Genomic DNA, 17099 nt, shown 5'->3' with positions numbered 1-17099 from the left:
GCAGATTTAGGACCCGGTCTTGCTGACCGACGCCATCTGAACAACATCAGCGATACGCTGATCCGGCTGGTATGCGTCGAGGACGAAACGTCCAGCGTTCGCCGCGATGATCTTTGCCATGTCGGGGTGTTCTGGATTGATCAGCACGTTGGCATCCCCAGGGACGATAGAGGAGGGGATGATAAGCAGACATGAGCGCAAGCTGGCAATCCATGCTGCGCCCAACCTTCGACACAAGGGGTGGTCTGCTACGCGCCAATCCGGAGGTTCCGTGGAGCTTCCGTGTTTGGCTACGAGGTTTTCAAGCATGGTCGGCGAAAGGACATTCCGGCTCACACTGGACGGCAGGACGAACTCCATAAACGATAATTCGACACTGGCGTCGTGCAGCCCCACATCAAGGTGCACCAATCGTTCGAGCATCGCCAGAGCGCGACTGCTGGCGGTGTAGACGACCCGTTGGCCTTTGTTGTTCCATCGACCGGGGACGTAAAGGCCACCGTTGCCATCCAGTGCGGCAGCAGCATTGCCGGAATAGCGACGCTGCGCAAGTCGGCTCACGGTTTCTATGCTACTCCAGCGGTCTTTCCAATGATCATGCATCGCGGCCGCTCCTTCAGGCCATCATGCCGAAGTCGGCGCGCAACAGCAGTTCCTCGACCCGACGCCCACCAGCTTCGGTTCCCAACAGGGTCATCGGAGTCGCGTCAGCAAAGCTTCGGTTCGGCCGTCGCAACCAGGAAAAGGCACGAGCGCGGTTTCCCAGCGTGCCTTCCGCGCGAATGAGCACGCGAGCCAGCCGGCATGTGACATCGGACTCTGAAGGAGAGAGTCTGCCTTCCTTCCGGCGCCGCTGCTGCGTGCGCAACGGAGCGACCAGACGCTCGATCTCACCCTTTTCAAACCCGTTCTCGATCAAGTGGTCAAGTACAGCAGGACGGAAGCCGCTTTCGATCGCGCGAACAAGATCATCCGGCGTTACGACGCTTTGACCGATTGCGATCGCTCCGCCAAGCAGCTCGATTTCGGGGGCTGAAATGGGGGCATCGACTTCGGTTGCAACGTTGCCGGCTGCTTCTTCAAGAAAGGCCAAAAATGCATCATCGTCGTCCTGGCCACCTGAAGGTTGGCTTGGCTCCGCGCTTCCGATACCATTACCTGACCCGCCCGAGACCGAAGATGAATATTCCCAATCACTACTGTCGTTGGAAGAAGCATACAAACAGCCCCTCCCCGAAGCCACCTCTGAAATCGCACTCTTTGCAAAAACACTTTTTCTAAGCAAATTACTCAAAATTTCTTTGGCTATTAAAACCTGTTCTGACTTTACATCTCTATGATTCCAGGGGTCACTATAACTCCATCGAGCACCATAGATTCCCGCCAAGGCATTATTATGATTAGCATAATTATCATTTTGCATAGACTCATAGCCTAAAATAAAATGCCTATTACGACTATCCAATTGCTCATGAAGCGCATTAACAAAATCTCCCAAAAAATCACACCTCCCTGCTTCGCTTGATAGCTCATAAGTATTTCTGTGAAGAGGTATTCCTCGATTTTCGCGATTAGCAAAACTCCCTCTTTCTGTCTTGCCTAAATGCAACACATTGAAGAAATCTTTCATCACAGCCTTCGGATGATTTTTGTAATCTTCCATTGCACCATACCCTGCTATCAGATTGACGGAGGATACCAGTTTGCGCGCCACTTGCCTCATACGGTAACGGCATCTGGCGCAGACAACAAGGGTCATCCGCTCCTATCAACGCCTCTACCACTCAATTGACGGCCACGATCATCGTCCGTCGGCGCTGTCCGGGATCTGAAGATCCGATTCCCTTGGCCAATCAGATGCAAGAATGTAGGTCCCAAGGTACACAAACGCTGCCTTGACGACGGACGTGAAGCGTTCATACAGCAAATTTATGAGCATCGGTTCCGCTCGTTCCCATGCATCAACTGACGCTCCTGTCGCAGAGGGCATCAGCGATGACACCATCCGCTGAAAGCCAACCAAGCCCCGGCCCGTCACGCCGGACCGGCAAATCGCAGGGCCAGGGCGTGCGCTCCAGCGCACCGCTCAAGTGTCTCCTCGATGCTGACGGGCCGGGCAGAGATGGTGCCGATGCCGTCCAGATCGTCACCCGTTCCGACACCGGTGAGCATGCCCTGGGGCATCATGCTTACCAGTGAGGGACAGGCGCGTTCGGGAACCTCAAGGTACCAAATGCCGGTTGCCGCGTCGAAGCGTTGAGGGCCGCCCCACGGGTTGGCCAGCACGATCGACCCGCCATTGTTCAGATGAACCGTGATCGCACCGTCCGGAGCCGACTCGGCGCCGGCAACGTCGCCGCGCGACAGGGCGTAACCCACCGCCGTGGCCATCGCCGCTCCCGCCTGTTTGCGTGTCATCTCGCTTATGCCCTCGACGACCTTCTCGGTTTGCTGAAGGTGATGGGAGCTGAGGAAGCCAATCGCGAGGAGGGCTCCAAACAATGTACTCATCCCCATCAGGCACAGAACGGTGACCAGCTTCGAGGCAGCATCCAGAACAGGCCACGAAGTGCTGAAGCGCTTGAACATGCCGAACTCCGGTGCGGTGCGTCGAAGCTGCAGCGTAGGGCCTGTGAAATGGCCGCTTCGAGCACCCACACCAGAAGGCAATCATGTGTCCGCGATTTTGCGCCGGCCGAGGTGCTCGCCCATGGGCGGCGATCGCCTGACCAGGGCCTGCTCGGCCTGTTCGAGGAGACGTACCTGGTCGATCGTGACGTAGAAGGCCAGGGTGCGGATCAGCCCTTCGATGTGGCGGTCACCACCCCAGACGACGCCGCGGCGCCGGAGAAAATCGGCGCGAGCCGTGATCGACCCGAGGGTGCGGCCGGACCGGTCGAGCAGAAAAAGGGCGACGTCGACGGCGTCCGTCCGCCGAAACGCGACGTCGGCGATGCGGTCGCTGACCGCGTTGATCAGCGCTTCGGCGTCGAGGTCGATGCGATGATCATCCGGGCGGCCGTCGGGATGCACATGCTCCATCCGGACATGCCGCTGGCCTTGCGGGAGCAGACTTAGAGAAAGATCGTCCAGCTCGGCCTCGGCCTGCTCGGTTGGGTGGTCGGGCATCGCAGCATCCGTAAAGGGTTGCGGAAACAGTTGGGTGGTGTGCGGCCCGAACGATGGGCCGAGCGGCAACCCGCGATCCGCCGCGAATACCGGCGCTCGCGGCGCGGCCGGGAAGAGCGCTATTCTCACGTCATGATCCCCCGTCATCGCAAGCTCTCCGCCCATCTCATCGCCGCGGTGTGCGTGATCGCCGCCGCGTTGCCCTTCTCCTCGTACGCGGGCGAACCGATCCGGCTCGTCCCGCAGGGAACTGCGGCGTCCGAGGACTCCGGAATGCAGATCGGCCGCTGCGCGCCCATTCCCTTCGCCCCCCGCTCTGCTGCCCTTGATGGACAAGCCGAGACCATCCTGCAAGCCTGCGCCGACGCCGTGCACGGAACGACGCTCGATCTCGTCGTGCAGGCCTGGGCCATACCCGTCCCGGACGCTCCGGAATACGCCGCCGGCCTCGCCGCTTCGCGGGCCGACGCGGTGAGGCGGTGGCTCACCAGCCACCGCGTGCCTCCGGCGCGCGTGACGGTCCGCGGGGAGGTCGGCGGCGTTCACCTCGCGCAGATCCGTTTGCGGCTGCCCGATCTGGACCGTGGGCGCCCCGGCCGCCGTTAGTTCTTTCATGCTCCCGGCGCTCCATTCCCGCGGGTGCCGTGGTACGCCGCTCTGAGACCCGCCGCGATTCCGCGCGCACCGGCCGCCGCGCCGGCGCCGGCCAGCCCGACGAGACCACGCTGCGCGACGACGTCGGCCATCTGCTGACCGCCTTTGGGCAGAGCGTTCAGAATGGCGCCGCTCAAACCGCCCGTCGCGACATTGCCGGCGCTGTCGAAAATCGAATTGCGCGCGCCGCCGCCGAACAATTTCCCGTGGGCCATCCCCCCCGCTTTCGCCGCACCGGCCTGTCCCGCGGCGGTCACCATGGCGGCGCTGGTGGCGGAGTCCGTAACGCCCGCGATGTTGCTCGCGATGCGCGGAGCCGCGAGGTGCAGCAGGACGGACACCAGCCCGACGATGAAGGTGTACCAATATTCCGGATTGGTGACGTCGAGCAGCTTCTGCAACGCCTCGGGCGAAGGATCGCCGAGCGACACATTTTGAAACTGCGACTGCAGCATGGCCGATGTCGTGCCCATGGCCACCGCGGCGAACACGAGCGTAAAGCCGCCGCCCAACATGAACTTCAACGCTCCCCAAAGGTAGGACCGCGTTGTTCCCCAGGGAAGCCCGACGACGAGCAGCGGTCCGATCGCCGTCACGGCGGCCGTGTAGAAGATGACCTGCACCATGAAGGCCATGAAGATGCCGAGGACGAAGCCGAACGGCGCGACGATCAGAAGCGTGAGGATGAGCCGAGGAAGTGCCGCGATGTCGTACCAGGCGCCCGGAGCCCCCGCCCGTATCAGCTTCAGCACGAGCGGAAAGACCGTGCCCTCGACCTCGCGCCACAGAGCCGTGTACCAGGCGCTGTCACCAACCGGCGGCACGCTCGCCGTTCCGCCGAAGGCCGACTGCGCGGTGCCCAGCACGTAGGCGGCCACACCCATGAAGGTCTGCTCACCCGCCGTCACGATGTTGTCGAGTATCCACTGCGGCGCCGAGAGGATGCCGACCATCGCCAGCAGCCAGCCGACGCGGCCGAGAAAAGTTTCCAGGAAGCGCGGGATCTGGCTCGGCTGGAGAAAGATCTGAACGGCGAACAGGTAAATCCACAGGAGGCCGAGCATGCGTCCGAAGCTGGACGCCGGGCCGACGAGGTTCTTGAAGCTCGCCTCACGGAACGTCCGGCTTGCCTTTTCGATGCGCTCGGTCAGGCCGCAGGCCATGCAGGACACGTCGGAACTCTGCGCCTGCGCGGTGTCGGGAAGCAGGATCACCAGCGCCACGAAAAAGGAGCAGGCGATGGCTGTGGCGAGGACCCGGTCATCGCTTTTCATGTCTGGCTTCCTTCGTCCGGCGGAGACGGGCGTGGATCGCGAATGCGGCGCACGGGCCGAATGATCCAGCGTTCGATGAAGGGCACGCGCAGCATGCCGCGGTCGACCGCGATGACGATGATGGTCAGCACCAGCAGCACGGCGAGCGTGATCGACACCACGTCGAAGATCCACTGCGCCATCCGGGTCAGACGGAGAAAACCGTCGGCGGGATCGAAAGGCCGGGGAATGGTGGTCGCGTCCATGGCGCCGTCATCCCACCAGTTGCCGGGTGAGATCCGCCACCAGCTGCGCATCGCCGGCCCTTTTGGCCGCCGCGAGGCGGAGCAGCAGATCCGCGCTGATCCCGACATCCTCGCAGAGGGCCGCGGCCTGCAGGCGATGCGCGTCGCGCCGGCGGTCACGTTCGGCCTGCAGCTCGTCCATGGCCTTGCGCTGATCGTCGCGGGCCTGGCGCAACGTGTCGCGGAACTGCGCCAGCTCATCCGCGAGTTTCCGAACGCGGCGGCTGGTGCGGTAAACGGCACGCTCGCGCCCGTCGGCCGGTTCGTCGCCGTCGAGATCGATTCCCATCACCTCCTTGTCTGCGTCTTCCTCACGGTTCTTCGGTGGCCGGCCACGCCCCTGACGCGGCCGGTCCATGAGCGTGCCGCCGCTCGGACGATCGTCCTCCTGGCCCGTCTCGTCGCCGTTGTTCCGGATGTCCATATCGCGGATGTCTCCTTGGTGCTGACCGATGCCCGGCCAGCCTACGGAGGTGTGCCCGGTGTTTTCGAGCACCGGCGGAACGCTGCGGCGGCGCATCATCGGTTGGCGTTGATCCATGCGCTCATTTCCGCCCGGTCGAGACCATCCGGCACGGACAGGCCGCGACGCTCTGCAATCCTGCGCGCAAAGTTCATCTGATCGGTGCTGGGCGGCTGCCCCGCCGCCGCCCCTTCCACCGAACCGCGCCGCCGCTCAACCGCGCCCCTTCGCTCCATCGCGTCGCCTTCATGCCGGCCCTCGGTGTGACGCCCGTTGCGCAGGGATTCCCCGCCATCGCCGCCGTCCAACGGTGTTGCCGAAAACCTCGCGGGAACTCCGGCGTGATCGGCACGAGTGTTCTCGTCCCCGAAGCCGGCGCCCAGCATGCGGCGCAGGCGGTCACGAAGCTCATGATCGTCCGGAGCGTTGCGCAGGCGCCCGATCAGATCCGCAAGCAAGGCTCGATCGTCCGGCCAAACCGCTCCTTCAAAACGCACAAGCCCTCCGGCTTTCGACCGTGCACGGTACCGCCGAACACGCGCGGCGTTCTTGGACAGAAACCGGTCGCCCATCACGCATCCCCGTTCCGCCAAGTACGCCACCACTGCATACCACTCCTCGGCCATCTCAAGATCCCGGCCTGCGCGTCGCGATCCCCGTCCATCGTCGGTGCCGATAGACTCGCCGCCGCCGCTTCCCCTCGGCCGGCTTCACCGGCGCAATCGCTTTCGTTTCCGAAGCCGGCGCCCAGCATGCGGCGCAGGCGGTCACGAAACTCATGATCGTCCGGAGCGTTGCGCAGGCGCCCGATCAGATCCGCAAGCAAGGCTCGATCGTCCGGCCAAACCGCTCCTTCAAAACGCACAAGCCCTCCGGCTTTCATCCGTGTGCGGCATCGCTCGATGCGTGCGGCGTTCTTGGTCCGCGGCCGGTCGCCCATTACGCACCATGCCGGTCGGTTTTAGGCCGACACGGTCCGCGGACCGCGCCTTTCCGGGGCGTCCACCGCACTACGGCAGTCATCGGCGCCGACCGTGTATTACATGTCATACGGAAGCAAAATGGTGGCATGGGTGTCCTCCACGGTGAAACTTGGCCAGCCTACGGACATGCGACCTCCGTATTCGAGCACCGGCGGTTTCGAACCGCATGCCGTATGTCGACGCCAAACCTGTGGTCACACCCGACGCCCGGCGGAACACGCCGTGATTTGCCTGTCATGACAGAGCCCAAAGCATTACCGGTAATGACATGATCGCCCCTTGAAGGGCCGTCATGTGTAATGTCAGGGAAGAGGTGTTTGCGCAATTAGCCATTGTCATACAAAGGCGCATTACCGGTAATGGCTTATCACATTACCGGTAACATTACCGGTGATGGTTGGAAAGTTCGTGGGCGCCCACTTGGCTTCTGTTAGGCGCCCAACTCGTTTTTAGTGCCGTGGGCGGCGTGTCGAGCAGCCACGGCACCAAGATGGCGAAGGGTAAGGACGACAGGCATGGTGACGTTCGCGAAGGCGTTGGCATTGATCGGCGAAGCCGAATGGGACGACCGGCACCGGTCCGGGCGGCTGGACGAAGGCGACGCGGTGGAGCGCGGGCTGGCGACGGGACGCTACTTCAAAGTCGGTCTGCGATCCCTCCTGCTGCCGGCTCCCCGCGGCCGGAGCGGACCGCCACCGCGCGTCGAACCGCTCCACATCCGGGTGTCGTCGGTGTCGAAGCGGCCGCCGTCGGGAAGCGGTGGCCTCTCGCCGAAGGAGACGGAGGCACGCCGCGGACGGGTCTATGTGAAGGCGAAGCGCGGACGGGTCCGTGACCTGCAGGCGGCGGGCGGCGCCTACGACCGCAAGGCGCGGAGCTGGTACGTTCCCGAGGCCCAGTTCGCCGCGGCGGCGCGGGCGCTGGGCCCGGCGATCCAGCGCAAGAGCGGCGGAGCGGCGCGAACCAGCCGCGGTCGGGTGCGCGCCGGAGCGGCGGCGTCGTTCCAGCGCTACGTCGAGCGCGCCGACCTGCCGCAAGATGAGCGTGTTGCGGAATTGATGGCCGACGGCGACGGCGTGCTGATCAGCTTCGGCACCATCGGCGACGACGCCGACGAACGCGCCGCCTTCTGGGACGCGGTGGAGGCGCGGGAGCGCGTGGACGGCTGCGTTCAGAACCGCGCCATCATCGCCTTGCCCCACGAGCTGGACGGCGACGAGCTGGCGGCGCTCGCCCGCGACCTGATGCGGCCCCTCGCCGAGCGGGGGCTGCCCCATCACGCCGCGGTTCACCGTCCGGACGCCGAGGCCGGGTCCGATCCGCGCAACATTCATCTGCACGCGCTGTGGAGCGAACGCCCGGCGGAACGCACAGCCTCCCACGCCTGGACCTTCGCCGCGCGCAAGGACCGGACGGCGCGCGGACCGTCCTGGGTCCGCGAATTGCGCGAGCGGTCGGCGGCGACGATCAACCGCCATCTCGACGCCGCCGACGAGCGGCGGCGGGCGGACGGCCGGCCGCTTGTCGGCCGGCGGTTCGACGCCCGCTCCTACGCCGAGCGCGGCGAGGCGACCCTGCCCGGCGTGCATCTCGGACCGGGACGCTCGGCCCTGGAGCGGGCCGGCGTGCCGACGGCGGCCGGCGTGGTCAACGCGCTGCGCGCCGCGGTGAACGAGCGTGTCGAGACGGCGAGCCGCGCCAACGGGCGGCGCGGCCGGGCGGCGATCCTGTCCGGGTCCCCCGGCGTGCCGGCGGAGGCGGCGGAACGTCTCGTCCGTGCCCTCGACCGTCTGGACGAGATCGAACGCCGCCCCGATCCGGCGCTTCGCGCGCGGCGGCGCGCGGCGTGGGCGCGCGCTGCCGCCACGCTCGCCGACGGCCGCCAGGAGCTGGCCGCTTCCGCATTTTCCGAAGCGTCGCGGTTGCTCGGCCTTCTCGGGGACGACGCCCGCGTGCCCGACGCGGCGGAAGCTGCCGCGGCGGTGAGGGCCGCGGGCTGGGCAGCGGCGCGCGCGGCAGCCGACCATGCCCGCCGGCGGGTCGAAGCGCACCACAACGAACGCGCCGCCGACGCGGATGCCCTTCGCGCCGGGCGGATGTCGCCGGCCGAGGCCATCGCCCGCGAAGGCGAGCGGCGCGGCGACGAGCGGGAGGCGGCGCGGGGGCGCGTGATGCTGTTGGAGATGATGGAGCCGGACGCCGACACCGCCCGCCGCCGGCGCGCGCGGCGCGATCTCGATCGGGCGGAGGAGCGGTGTGCCGTGGTGGCGCGGATCTCCGGGCCGGCACCGCTTGAGCCCGCTGCCGTGCTGCGGGAGCTTGGCGCAACCCCTGCCGGTCCGGATGCGATGCCGGAACCGATCCGGCGCCGTCGGTCCCGCGACGTGGAGCGATGAGCGGAAAAAAACGCATCGCCGGTGCTCGAAACCCGGCGACGCACCTCCGTAGGCTCTGGGGCACCTTCCATTCTTCTGCACAGGTGTCCCTCTCATGAACGAGCGTTTTCCCGATCGCCATGCGTCCATGGCCGCTCTGGTGATCCTGATCACCGTGGCTTTGCCGTCCGCGGCGTTCGCAGTGACCGCGGACCCGTTCGCACCGACGGTCAGCGCGGGCAATGCGGTCACAAACTTCGCGATCTGGGTGGTGCGGATGCTCGGGTTCGGCGGGCTCGTGGTCGCCGCGGTGAAGGCCTACTTCAAGAAATTCGACTTCGTTTTCCTGGCAAGCGTGGTGGCCGGAATCATGCTGGTCGCGTCGGCTCCGCTGCTGATCAACTATGTCTTCGGATTGGGCGGCTTGTCCGACGCGTCGTCGGTCGGCACCTACACGCCGATCAAGTAAGCGCGATGGCCGCGGCCCGGCGCCTGACGACCCCGGTGTACACGGCGGTCGCCTATCCGCTCCACATGCTCTGGGTGCCCCTCCAGCTGTGGTGCCTGAACATCGTCGCCGGCACGGTCGCCGGGGTTGCCGTCGGCCTGGCCGACGGCACGCTGGTGCGGACCGAGCTGACGGCGGTGCTGTGCATCGGCATGCACCTCTATTTCGCGCGCTGCTTCCGACGCGACCGCCACATCGTCGCGGTGTGGCGCGCCCGCTTCGATCCCCGCGCGCCGATGTCTCCGGCCTCGCGCCCCCGCATGATCCTGATGCGGCGCGGACTCATAGGAGCCGATCCATGAGCGTCTCGCTGGCCGCCCTGGACGACCTGCTCCGCGGAGGGAGTTCCTGGTGGGAAGTAGCGGCGACCTGGGTGTCGGTCGTCGGCATCGCCGTCGGGTTGGGCATCGCCCTGGTGCCGCCTCTCGGGCGGCTGGCCGTGCCGCCGCTCCGGCGGACGAAGCTCAGCGAGTATGTGCTGTTCGACAAGATCCTGTCCGACGGCCGGACGCTGCGCAGCCGCAACGGCACGCTCAGCGTCGCGATCGAGCTCGCCGGCCTCGACTATTCCGGCGCCAACGAAGAGGTCCGCTACGAGCGGCGCGACCGGCGCCGGCAGATGTTCCAGCTCCTGTCCGAGATCGACGTGCATGTCCGCGTCTTCGACCTGCGGCAGCGCGTCCCGGCATCGCCGCCGCAGCGTAGGCCCGCCCGCGGCAATGCGGCGGGGCTGGCTCTGCGCAGCCGGGTGGTTGGGCGGTGGGAGGCGCAGTTCAAACGCGCCTACCGCAACCGCCACGTCGTCGTGCTCAGCGTGCGCGGCAACGGCGACGACGCGCGCGCCCGGCTCGAGCGCGCGCGGGCCCAAGTGTGGAAGGCGCTGGAGGATTTCCAGCCCATGGATCTGGGCGAGGTGGGCCTGGAGGAGGGAAGCCATCCGGCCAGCACCCTGCTCGAATTCTGGGGGCATCTGGTCAGCCGGGTGACGCGGCCGTCCCCGGTCGGGCGCCTGGACGTGGCGCGGCTGGTCGCGGTGGATTCGGTCGACCTGAATCCCGACAGCGGCCTGATGATCCATTCCCATGGCCAGAGCAAGGCTTACGCGCAGGTGATCACCCTCAGCAGCTGGGGCGGGGCGACGCCCGAGGAGCTGGTCGCTCGGCTGCAGGCGTTGGACGGCGAGCTGCTGGTGCTCAACGCCGCCTATGTGCATTCGGAGATGGGCGGGACGTTCACGCTGGACCAGCTCGAACGCGGCGCCGCCTCGACCTGGGTGTCCCAGCAGGCGGCGGCCGAGTTCCTGGAGGTCAAGGAAATGATCGCGCCGAATTCCCGGGAACGGGAGCGGCTGGTCCGCCATGCCCTGACCGTTTTCGCCTTCGGCGACAGCCCGGACGAGGCGGCCCGCGTCCAGAAGCAGGTTGAGGCGGTGTTCCAGACCTTCCATGCGGAAACCGTGGTCGAGCGGGACCTCGCCGGTGTGCTGTGGTGGTCGATGCTGCCCGGATGGGAAGACTGGAGCTTCATCCGCGAGGTTCGCGCCGTTTGCCAGAACGTCGCCGACCTCGTGGTCTTCGAAACGCCGAAGGCCGGGCTTCCCCGCTCGGGGTGGGGGAGCGGCGCCGGCGACAGCTGGATCTTGCGCGCTCTGACCGCGTCCGGAACGCCCTATTACGTCAACCTTCACGAGACGGCCAAGCGCGACGCGCTTGCCCACACCATCATCTTCGGGCGCACGGGGTCGGGCAAGACGACGGTGGCCGATCTTCTGGTGATCGGCGCCCTGGAGCACTTCCCGGGACTGATCGCCACCCTGTTCGATTCGCGGTTCGGCCAGTATGTCGCCACGACGATGTGCGGCGGGCGCTACGTCAGCTTGCTGTCGGATCGCCCGGGCGGGGAAACGGACGCGCAGCTTCAGCCGCTGCAGCGTCCGCCGACCACCGCGGTGCGCGCCCATCTGGCGAAGCTGTTCCGGCTGCTCACCGGCCTGTCGGACCCCGACAGCGAGCGGATGTACCAGAAGGCGGTCAACGCGCTCGTGCGCATGGAAAGCGCCGGCACGCCGATGGACGAACGGACTCTGGCCACGGTGGTGGAGGCGGGGTTCGATCCCGGCTCGCCGGCCTTCACCCAGATGCAGCGTTGGCTTCCCGGCGGGACCTACGGATCGGTGTTCTCGGGCACCGAGCGCGTGCCGATCGGTGAGAGCGACCTGCTCGCCTTCGACTTCACCACTGTCCTGAAGGACCCGGTGCTGGCGCCCCCGCTGGTCGAGGATGTGGCCTATCTGGTGACGGAGCGCGTGCGCCGGGAAGGCCGCGGCGGAATCATCCTGATCGACGAGACCGCGGCGCTGTGGAGCAGCGACGAATTCCTGAAGAACGGCATCGACTGGATGCAGCAGGTGCGAAAGGACTTCATCGCGGTGATGACGCTCTGGCAGCGGCCGTCGTCCCTGTCGGAGATCCACCCCAACCTGCCGAAGATCATGCGGTCGCAGACGGCAACGTGGATCTTCCATCCCGACCGCGGGGCGAAGTACGCGGACTACGAGGAGTGGCTGACGCCGGAGGAGTTCGCCTTCGTGGACGGGTCGGACCGCAGCTACGACCACATGGAGCACCCGGTCCTTCTCAAGAAACCGAACGCCGGGGAGTCGGCGGTGCTCGAATTCTCGACGGCCGCTCTGGGAGACTTGGCCTGCTGCTTCGCCTCCGACGTCGGGTGCGTCGAGCGGGCGCGGCATCTGATGGACTGGGACCCGGTCGATTGGCGCGACGCGTATCTGGACGAATTCGGAACGGAGAGGGCGGCCTCATGACGGCGTGGTGGCGTAGAGCGGTCGGCGGCGCGGGCCGCCTGTTGATGCGGGCGGCCGGCGAGCCGCGGGACGAGGTGGCGAAAGACCATCCCGGCGGGCCGCCCCAAGGCGGCATGGCAGGGGTCGGTCGGCGGGCCGTGCCGGCTCTGCTGCTCGGCGTCGGGGCAACGGCGCTTTTTGCGAAGCCGGCGCAGGCGGTGTGCTGCCCGCCGACCGTCTACGACCCGATGGTCGATGCGTCGGTCCAGGGCGTCAACGCGACGTTGAAGGGCGTGCTCGACAAGCTGGCGGAAACCCGCGCCCTGCAGTCGCAGATGCTTGATGGCCAGGGGCGCGGCTCCAGCGTCGCCGACCTCGCGCCCGAGGTTCAGAGCATGTTGAAGAGCGTCCTGGGCGGGGCGGGCGCGGTGAGCCTGGGCGCGTTGGGTGGAACGGCGCGGACCGCGTCGGGCGCATCGATGCCGCTCAACCTGCAGCGTGGGCTGACGGCGTTTCAAGGCGAGCCTTCCACCGTCTTCAAGACTCCGGCGGATGGAGCCGTCCGCTCCCGCCAATGCTTCGCCCCGCCCGCCGGCTCCGACTTGGCTGGAATCGAACGGGTGCAGCGCCGACGGGTGGCCGAAGGGAGAAACGCGGCGTTCGACGGTCTGGGCACCGCCTATCACGGCATCGCCAGCAGTCAGGCTGGAAACGAGCGCCTGGCCCAGCTCAGCGACGGGATGAACAACGCGGCGAGCGAACGGGCGCAGAACGCGGCCATCGGAGCGGCGCTGATCGGGCTGGTGGAGGAAACCCAGGCGACGAACCGCCTGCTGGCGGCCCTGCTGCGGGTCCACGCGGCAGAGGCTCTGCGCCGGGAGGACATCGGGCCGGGCTACAAGCCCCTGCTGGAGGATGCGTGAATGCGACGCGCGCTGCTGGCGCTGTGCGCCCTGATCCTGGCGGGCTGCTCGTCCGGCGGGTCCGTCGACCTTCCCCGCCAGAGGATCGGCGGCGGCATGGACGACCGGCAACGCAGCCCCTGCGCCTGCGCCGAACTGCCATTGTCGCGGTCGCCGGCCGGGCTCCTGCCCCCGGCTTCCGCCGTCTGACGTCTGGGGTTCTCATGTTCGGCGCCGGTTCACGAAGCACCGAAAGCAACCTCGTCGCGGTCGAGCGGGTGTGGGACAAGCACGACAGCGGCGACGGGATCGGCGTGGTCGGCTGGGTCGCCCGCCTTCTCGGCATCCTGCTGTGCCTGTCGATGGCCCTGAACATCACGCTCGGCCAGGCGCTTGTCCGGCTCACGCCGCTGAAGGAGAAGATCCCCTACGCGATCACCGTCGCCCCGGCGATGGATGCGGTGGTCGAGGCGGCGCCCCTGCGGCGGCAGACCACCAGCTTCGCGGTCACCGAACGGGCGTGGGTCGCCCAGTATGTCCGCATCCGCGAGGGCGTGGTGGCCGACGAGGGGCTGATGAAGGTGCGGATGCGGCCGACGGACGGCTGGGTCGCCCGGCGGTCGACGACGGAGGTCTACGAGGGCTTCCGGGCGCGCAACCAGAAACTGGTGATCCAGGCCTTGGCGCGCGGGGCCGAACGCGCCGTCAAGATCGAGTCCATCAACCTGGCGTCTCCGGGGCTGTACTACGTCGACTTCACGGTGCGCGACACCGAGAAGGGCATGGAGCTGGGCACGCAGTCCCTGCGGGTGCTGCTCCGGATCGGCTATCCGGAGCTGGTGGAGCTGGACGGGACCATCGTGGAAGGCGAGGGGCTTCTGCCACAGGACAGCGACCTCGCCTTCGGATTTCGGGTGATTCAATATGACCTTTCGCGCCGTTCCTGACCGAGGGATGCCGGCAAGGCTCCGGCATGGCTTCGCCGCCGTCCTGCTGGCCACCTGCGCGCTTGCACGCTTGGCCAACGCGCAGGCGGTGCCGCCGGGACTGGCCACGCCGGACGGGGCGCCGCTTCCCGGGTTGATCGACAGCGTCGCGGAGCCGGGAATAGCGCTGCCCAAGCCGAAGGCCGAACCCGCCGGATCGCCGGACGGCGGTCTCACCCTGCCGCGGCCCGCCGAACGCTCCGGAGGGGGTGCGACGGCGGCGGTGGCCCCCTCGACACGGCAGCCGCGCGGCCTCGACGCCGACGCGCAGAACCGGGGCGACTATCCGGTGCTGCAGCGGTCGGGCGAGGCCGGAGCGGCGCCCGAGGGCACCGGGCCTTACCAGGAGGCGATCCTGCGGGGTATCTCGCTCGGCCGCATCCAGCCGGCCTGGGACGACGCGGTGCCGGCACCGGGGCAGATCGAGCCGGGCACCGTCCGCTTCGCTCACCGGGTCAACCGGGTCATGCCGCTGCGCCTGCGGCTGGGCATGACGACCTCCGTGGTGCTCCCGCCGTGCGAAACGATCAGCCGTGTCTCCCTTGCCGACGAGGAGAGCTTCCCGTGGGAGATCCCGGACGGGCATCCGAACCTGCTCCTCGTCCGGCCCGATCGGGCCGGCGTGGACACCGCGATGCAGGTGATCGCCCGCAGCGGCCGGCTCTACACCTTCTACCTGCGGTCGGAGACCGTGAAGGCCGCGCAGGTCACCGACCTGACGGCCTTCATCGACGACGACGTCTACTGCGCCCGCTCGGGCCGCACGGCGCGCAGCCCGCTGAGCGTCGAGGTCGGACTCAACGGTGCAATGGGGGGAGGCTCCGTCCCGTCGCGCGGCGGCTACGACCGCGCCAGCCTGCGGCGGGAGGAGCGGGTCGAGGAGGGCGCTCCCGACGGCGGGGCCGGCGGGGGCGACTTCGCCACGGTGCATCCGTTCCGGGTCGAGGATCTGTCCTTCGACGACATCCGGGTGTTCGCTCCGGACGAGGCCTCGCGCGTGCTGGGTCCGCTGCGCGCCTTCCACGACGGTCGGCGGACCTTCCTCGACTACGGCGAGCGCCTGGGATCGACCCGCCTGCCGGCCGCCTTCCTGCTGGTCGGCGGCGTCGACCAGCCGGTGGCCGTGCGCTGGGGCGGTTCGAAAGGCCAGATCCTGATCATCGACGCGGTCGGCGACCTGACGCTGAAATCCGGCGACCTCTATCTGTGCGTCCGCAACCGCTTCAAGCCGGCGGCGTCGCCCGCCGCCACCGTGGACGCGGCCCTCGGCCGCGGGGGGAGCGCGCCATGAACGCCCCGGCGCCGTCCTGGCGCGCCCTCCTGGCCAGAACCTCCCCGCGGCGGCTCGGGCTGGCCGCCGGGTTGCTCGGGGCCCTGGCGGCCCTTGCCCTGTCGCTGGGCGGCGAGGGCGAGAAGCCCGCTCCGCCACCACCGCCGACGCCGCCACGGGCGGCGCCCGAACCGCTCGAGCTGTCCGCTCCGCCGGTCGCAGCCGCTCCGGCACCTCCGCCGGCGCAGGAACCGGCGCCCGCACCGGGGCGTCTGGTCTCCATCCCGTCGTCGGTCGAGGCGATGCCGGGAATGGCCGCACCCATCGTCGTGCGCAACGTCGGCGGGACCGCGGTGGTGCTCGGCGAACTCGTCGTGACCGGCGGCGTGGCGGCGGCGTCGGGATGCGGCGGCGCGCTCGAGCCCGGGGCCTCCTGCCGGATCGAGCTGGCCGCGACGGCCGCCGGCGCCGGCGAGGTGATCGGGGTGGGCGGTTCCGGCGTCGTGCTGCGCGTGCCCTACCGGGTCGCGGCCCCGCCGGCCGAAGCGGCGCCGCCGCGCGACCGCTACGCCGAGCTGGTGGAAGCGGCGCGCGCCGACCATCTCGCCGGGCTGGGGCGGAGCCGCATCGTGGACACGGCGGCGCCTCGGAGCGACGGCCGTCTGTCGCGCGGTCCGTCCATGTCGACCTCCGGGAAACCCGCAGGTGCGGCGTCGGAGGCGGCAAACTACGGGGAGGACTATCCACGGGTGGTGTCCAGCCAACCGGTGGACCTCTCCCGGACGGTGCTCCAGGACACCCCGATCCCGCTCGTCCTCACACGGTCGGTGAATTCCCAGATCGGCGGGCCGGTCACCGCCATGGTCGAGCGCGACGTCTACGGCGCCGACGGAAAGACCGTGGTCATTCCCGCCGGCAGCACGATGCACGGGCGCTACGAGGGCATGCGTCGGGGCGAGACGCGGCTGCGCACGGAGTTCACCCGGCTGGTGCGGGCAGTCGACCACGCGCAGTTCGACCTGCGCGCCAGCCCGGGCGTCGGCGCCGACCTGATGGGCCGGGCCGGCCTCGTGGACGATCTCAACCAGCGCGTCGCCGAGCGGTACGGCGGGGCCGTGATCGCCGGGGCGATCGAGATCGCCGGCAGCGTCATCGAGCAGCGGTTGGCACGCCAGGGCGAGGGCACGGCCGACGGCCAGACGGTGGTGGTGGCGGGTGGCCAGGCCAACCGGAACGCCCAGTCGATCGCCCGCCTGCTGCTGGAGCGGAATCTCGACCTGACCGACGTCCACATCGTTCATGGGGGCTATCAGTTCCTGGTGTCGCCGTCGGTCGATCTGTGGCTGGCCCGCCCCGGCGAACGGTCGGCGGACCAGGCTGTGCGCACCGCCGGGGCGGGAACCGCGACGGGCGCGGGCGCCGCTGCGACGACCAGGCCGGTCGCGCTGCCGCCGCCCCAGTGAGGAGA

The 17099-nt window shown here is 68.0% G+C and carries 18 protein-coding genes; 10 read left to right on the top strand and 8 right to left on the bottom strand.

Annotated elements, in window-relative coordinates:
• Nucleotides 1-6 precede the first annotated feature (6 nt).
• From JJL56_RS26410 to JJL56_RS26395, 4 genes are all read right to left on the bottom strand, one after another.
• A complete protein-coding gene (locus JJL56_RS26410; RefSeq protein ID WP_200486898.1) occupies nt 7-603 on the bottom strand; it encodes an RES family NAD+ phosphorylase in 597 nt (198 codons plus the stop codon).
• 13 nt (nt 604-616) lie between these two features.
• The gene (locus JJL56_RS26405; protein ID WP_200486897.1) at nt 617-1714 is read right to left on the bottom strand and encodes an antitoxin Xre/MbcA/ParS toxin-binding domain-containing protein; all 1098 of its coding nucleotides are present in this window, start codon (nt 1712-1714) and stop codon (nt 617-619) included.
• A gap of 320 nt (nt 1715-2034) precedes the next feature.
• Nucleotides 2035-2589 (bottom strand): hypothetical protein, encoded by a 555-nt coding sequence (locus JJL56_RS26400; protein ID WP_200486896.1) that lies wholly within the window; start codon nt 2587-2589, stop codon nt 2035-2037.
• 81 nt (nt 2590-2670) lie between these two features.
• A complete protein-coding gene (locus JJL56_RS26395) occupies nt 2671-3276 on the bottom strand; it encodes a hypothetical protein (protein WP_200486926.1) in 606 nt (201 codons plus the stop codon).
• On the opposite strand from JJL56_RS26395, the gene JJL56_RS26390 reads away from it, so the two are divergent.
• On the top strand, nt 3262-3735 hold the full coding sequence (locus JJL56_RS26390; RefSeq protein ID WP_247891271.1) for an OmpA family protein: 474 nt from the start codon (nt 3262-3264) through the stop codon (nt 3733-3735). The genes JJL56_RS26395 and JJL56_RS26390 overlap by 15 nt on opposite strands.
• A 5-nt stretch (nt 3736-3740) precedes the next feature.
• On the opposite strand, the gene JJL56_RS26385 is transcribed toward JJL56_RS26390, so the two are convergent.
• Genes JJL56_RS26385 through JJL56_RS26370 form a run of 4 tightly spaced genes read right to left on the bottom strand, consistent with a single transcriptional unit; the run spans nt 3741 to nt 6430 of the window.
• Nucleotides 3741-5057: a type IV secretion system protein gene (locus JJL56_RS26385; protein ID WP_200486895.1), complete on the bottom strand. Its 1317-nt coding sequence runs from the start codon at nt 5055-5057 to the stop codon at nt 3741-3743.
• Entirely contained in the window at nt 5054-5302 is a 249-nt protein-coding gene (locus tag JJL56_RS26380) for a hypothetical protein (RefSeq protein ID WP_137118969.1), read from the bottom strand. The genes JJL56_RS26385 and JJL56_RS26380 overlap by 4 nt, the downstream gene beginning before the upstream one ends.
• A 7-nt stretch (nt 5303-5309) precedes the next feature.
• Nucleotides 5310-5882 carry a hypothetical protein gene (locus tag JJL56_RS26375; protein WP_162801211.1) on the bottom strand — a complete coding sequence of 191 codons (573 nt, stop codon included), beginning with the start codon at nt 5880-5882 and terminating at the stop codon, nt 5310-5312.
• Nucleotides 5861-6430, bottom strand: a complete 570-nt coding sequence (locus JJL56_RS26370; protein ID WP_200486894.1) for a hypothetical protein — start codon at nt 6428-6430, stop codon at nt 5861-5863. Before JJL56_RS26370 ends, JJL56_RS26375 begins: the two co-directional genes overlap by 22 nt.
• Nucleotides 6431-7302: 872 nt before the next feature.
• Between JJL56_RS26370 and JJL56_RS26365 the strand changes: the two genes are divergently transcribed.
• The 9 genes from JJL56_RS26365 to JJL56_RS33390 all read left to right on the top strand — a co-directional run bounded on the left by JJL56_RS26365 (nt 7303) and on the right by JJL56_RS33390 (nt 17094).
• Nucleotides 7303-9183 carry a MobA/MobL family protein gene (locus JJL56_RS26365; RefSeq protein ID WP_200486893.1) on the top strand — a complete coding sequence of 627 codons (1881 nt, stop codon included), beginning with the start codon at nt 7303-7305 and terminating at the stop codon, nt 9181-9183.
• Between the two features lie 94 nt (nt 9184-9277).
• Complete coding sequence (locus JJL56_RS26360; RefSeq protein ID WP_247877194.1) at nt 9278-9631, top strand: hypothetical protein; 354 nt, start codon at nt 9278-9280, stop codon at nt 9629-9631.
• Nucleotides 9632-9636: 5 nt separating this feature from the next.
• A complete protein-coding gene (locus tag JJL56_RS26355; protein WP_114859513.1) occupies nt 9637-9972 on the top strand; it encodes a hypothetical protein in 336 nt (111 codons plus the stop codon).
• Nucleotides 9969-12494 carry a VirB4 family type IV secretion system protein gene (locus JJL56_RS26350; protein ID WP_200486892.1) on the top strand — a complete coding sequence of 842 codons (2526 nt, stop codon included), beginning with the start codon at nt 9969-9971 and terminating at the stop codon, nt 12492-12494. Before JJL56_RS26355 ends, JJL56_RS26350 begins: the two co-directional genes overlap by 4 nt.
• A complete protein-coding gene (locus JJL56_RS26345; RefSeq protein WP_200486891.1) occupies nt 12491-13396 on the top strand; it encodes a hypothetical protein in 906 nt (301 codons plus the stop codon). The genes JJL56_RS26350 and JJL56_RS26345 overlap by 4 nt, the downstream gene beginning before the upstream one ends.
• On the top strand, nt 13397-13585 hold the full coding sequence (locus JJL56_RS26340; RefSeq protein ID WP_200486890.1) for a hypothetical protein: 189 nt from the start codon (nt 13397-13399) through the stop codon (nt 13583-13585).
• 14 nt (nt 13586-13599) lie between these two features.
• Nucleotides 13600-14322 (top strand): VirB8/TrbF family protein, encoded by a 723-nt coding sequence (locus tag JJL56_RS26335; RefSeq protein WP_211111982.1) that lies wholly within the window; start codon nt 13600-13602, stop codon nt 14320-14322.
• A 7-nt stretch (nt 14323-14329) separates the two neighbouring features.
• Nucleotides 14330-15652 (top strand): TrbG/VirB9 family P-type conjugative transfer protein, encoded by a 1323-nt coding sequence (locus JJL56_RS26330; protein WP_247891270.1) that lies wholly within the window; start codon nt 14330-14332, stop codon nt 15650-15652.
• Nucleotides 15649-17094 (top strand): TraB/TrbI/VirB10 family type IV secretion system protein, encoded by a 1446-nt coding sequence (locus tag JJL56_RS33390; RefSeq protein ID WP_247891269.1) that lies wholly within the window; start codon nt 15649-15651, stop codon nt 17092-17094. The genes JJL56_RS26330 and JJL56_RS33390 overlap by 4 nt, the downstream gene beginning before the upstream one ends.
• Nucleotides 17095-17099: the final 5 nt, after the last annotated feature.

It is taken from the genome of Azospirillum aestuarii (genome assembly GCF_016632405.1).
GTDB classification, from domain to species: domain Bacteria; phylum Pseudomonadota; class Alphaproteobacteria; order Azospirillales; family Azospirillaceae; genus Azospirillum; species Azospirillum aestuarii.
This window is presented reverse-complemented; position numbering and strand designations above follow the sequence as displayed.

Excerpts from the sequence above, each read along its gene's own strand:
- JJL56_RS26360 (WP_247877194.1), top strand. The coding sequence starts at position 9,278 with ATGAACGAGCGTTTTCCCGATCGCCATGCGTCCATGGCCGCTCTGGTG.
- JJL56_RS26330 (WP_247891270.1), top strand. The coding sequence starts at position 14,330 with ATGCCGGCAAGGCTCCGGCATGGCTTCGCCGCCGTCCTGCTGGCCACC.
- JJL56_RS33390 (WP_247891269.1), top strand. The coding sequence starts at position 15,649 with ATGAACGCCCCGGCGCCGTCCTGGCGCGCCCTCCTGGCCAGAACCTCC.
- JJL56_RS26400 (WP_200486896.1), bottom strand. The coding sequence starts at position 2,589 with ATGTTCAAGCGCTTCAGCACTTCGTGGCCTGTTCTGGATGCTGCCTCG.
- JJL56_RS26395 (WP_200486926.1), bottom strand. The coding sequence starts at position 3,276 with ATGACGGGGGATCATGACGTGAGAATAGCGCTCTTCCCGGCCGCGCCG.
- JJL56_RS26390 (WP_247891271.1), top strand. The coding sequence starts at position 3,262 with ATGATCCCCCGTCATCGCAAGCTCTCCGCCCATCTCATCGCCGCGGTG.
- JJL56_RS26335 (WP_211111982.1), top strand. The coding sequence starts at position 13,600 with ATGTTCGGCGCCGGTTCACGAAGCACCGAAAGCAACCTCGTCGCGGTC.
- JJL56_RS26365 (WP_200486893.1), top strand. The coding sequence starts at position 7,303 with ATGGTGACGTTCGCGAAGGCGTTGGCATTGATCGGCGAAGCCGAATGG.
- JJL56_RS26370 (WP_200486894.1), bottom strand. The coding sequence starts at position 6,430 with ATGGCCGAGGAGTGGTATGCAGTGGTGGCGTACTTGGCGGAACGGGGA.
- JJL56_RS26350 (WP_200486892.1), top strand. The coding sequence starts at position 9,969 with ATGAGCGTCTCGCTGGCCGCCCTGGACGACCTGCTCCGCGGAGGGAGT.
- JJL56_RS26345 (WP_200486891.1), top strand. The coding sequence starts at position 12,491 with ATGACGGCGTGGTGGCGTAGAGCGGTCGGCGGCGCGGGCCGCCTGTTG.
- JJL56_RS26385 (WP_200486895.1), bottom strand. The coding sequence starts at position 5,057 with ATGAAAAGCGATGACCGGGTCCTCGCCACAGCCATCGCCTGCTCCTTT.
- JJL56_RS26355 (WP_114859513.1), top strand. The coding sequence starts at position 9,637 with ATGGCCGCGGCCCGGCGCCTGACGACCCCGGTGTACACGGCGGTCGCC.
- JJL56_RS26410 (WP_200486898.1), bottom strand. The coding sequence starts at position 603 with ATGCATGATCATTGGAAAGACCGCTGGAGTAGCATAGAAACCGTGAGC.
- JJL56_RS26375 (WP_162801211.1), bottom strand. The coding sequence starts at position 5,882 with ATGGATCAACGCCAACCGATGATGCGCCGCCGCAGCGTTCCGCCGGTG.
- JJL56_RS26340 (WP_200486890.1), top strand. The coding sequence starts at position 13,397 with ATGCGACGCGCGCTGCTGGCGCTGTGCGCCCTGATCCTGGCGGGCTGC.
- JJL56_RS26380 (WP_137118969.1), bottom strand. The coding sequence starts at position 5,302 with ATGGACGCGACCACCATTCCCCGGCCTTTCGATCCCGCCGACGGTTTT.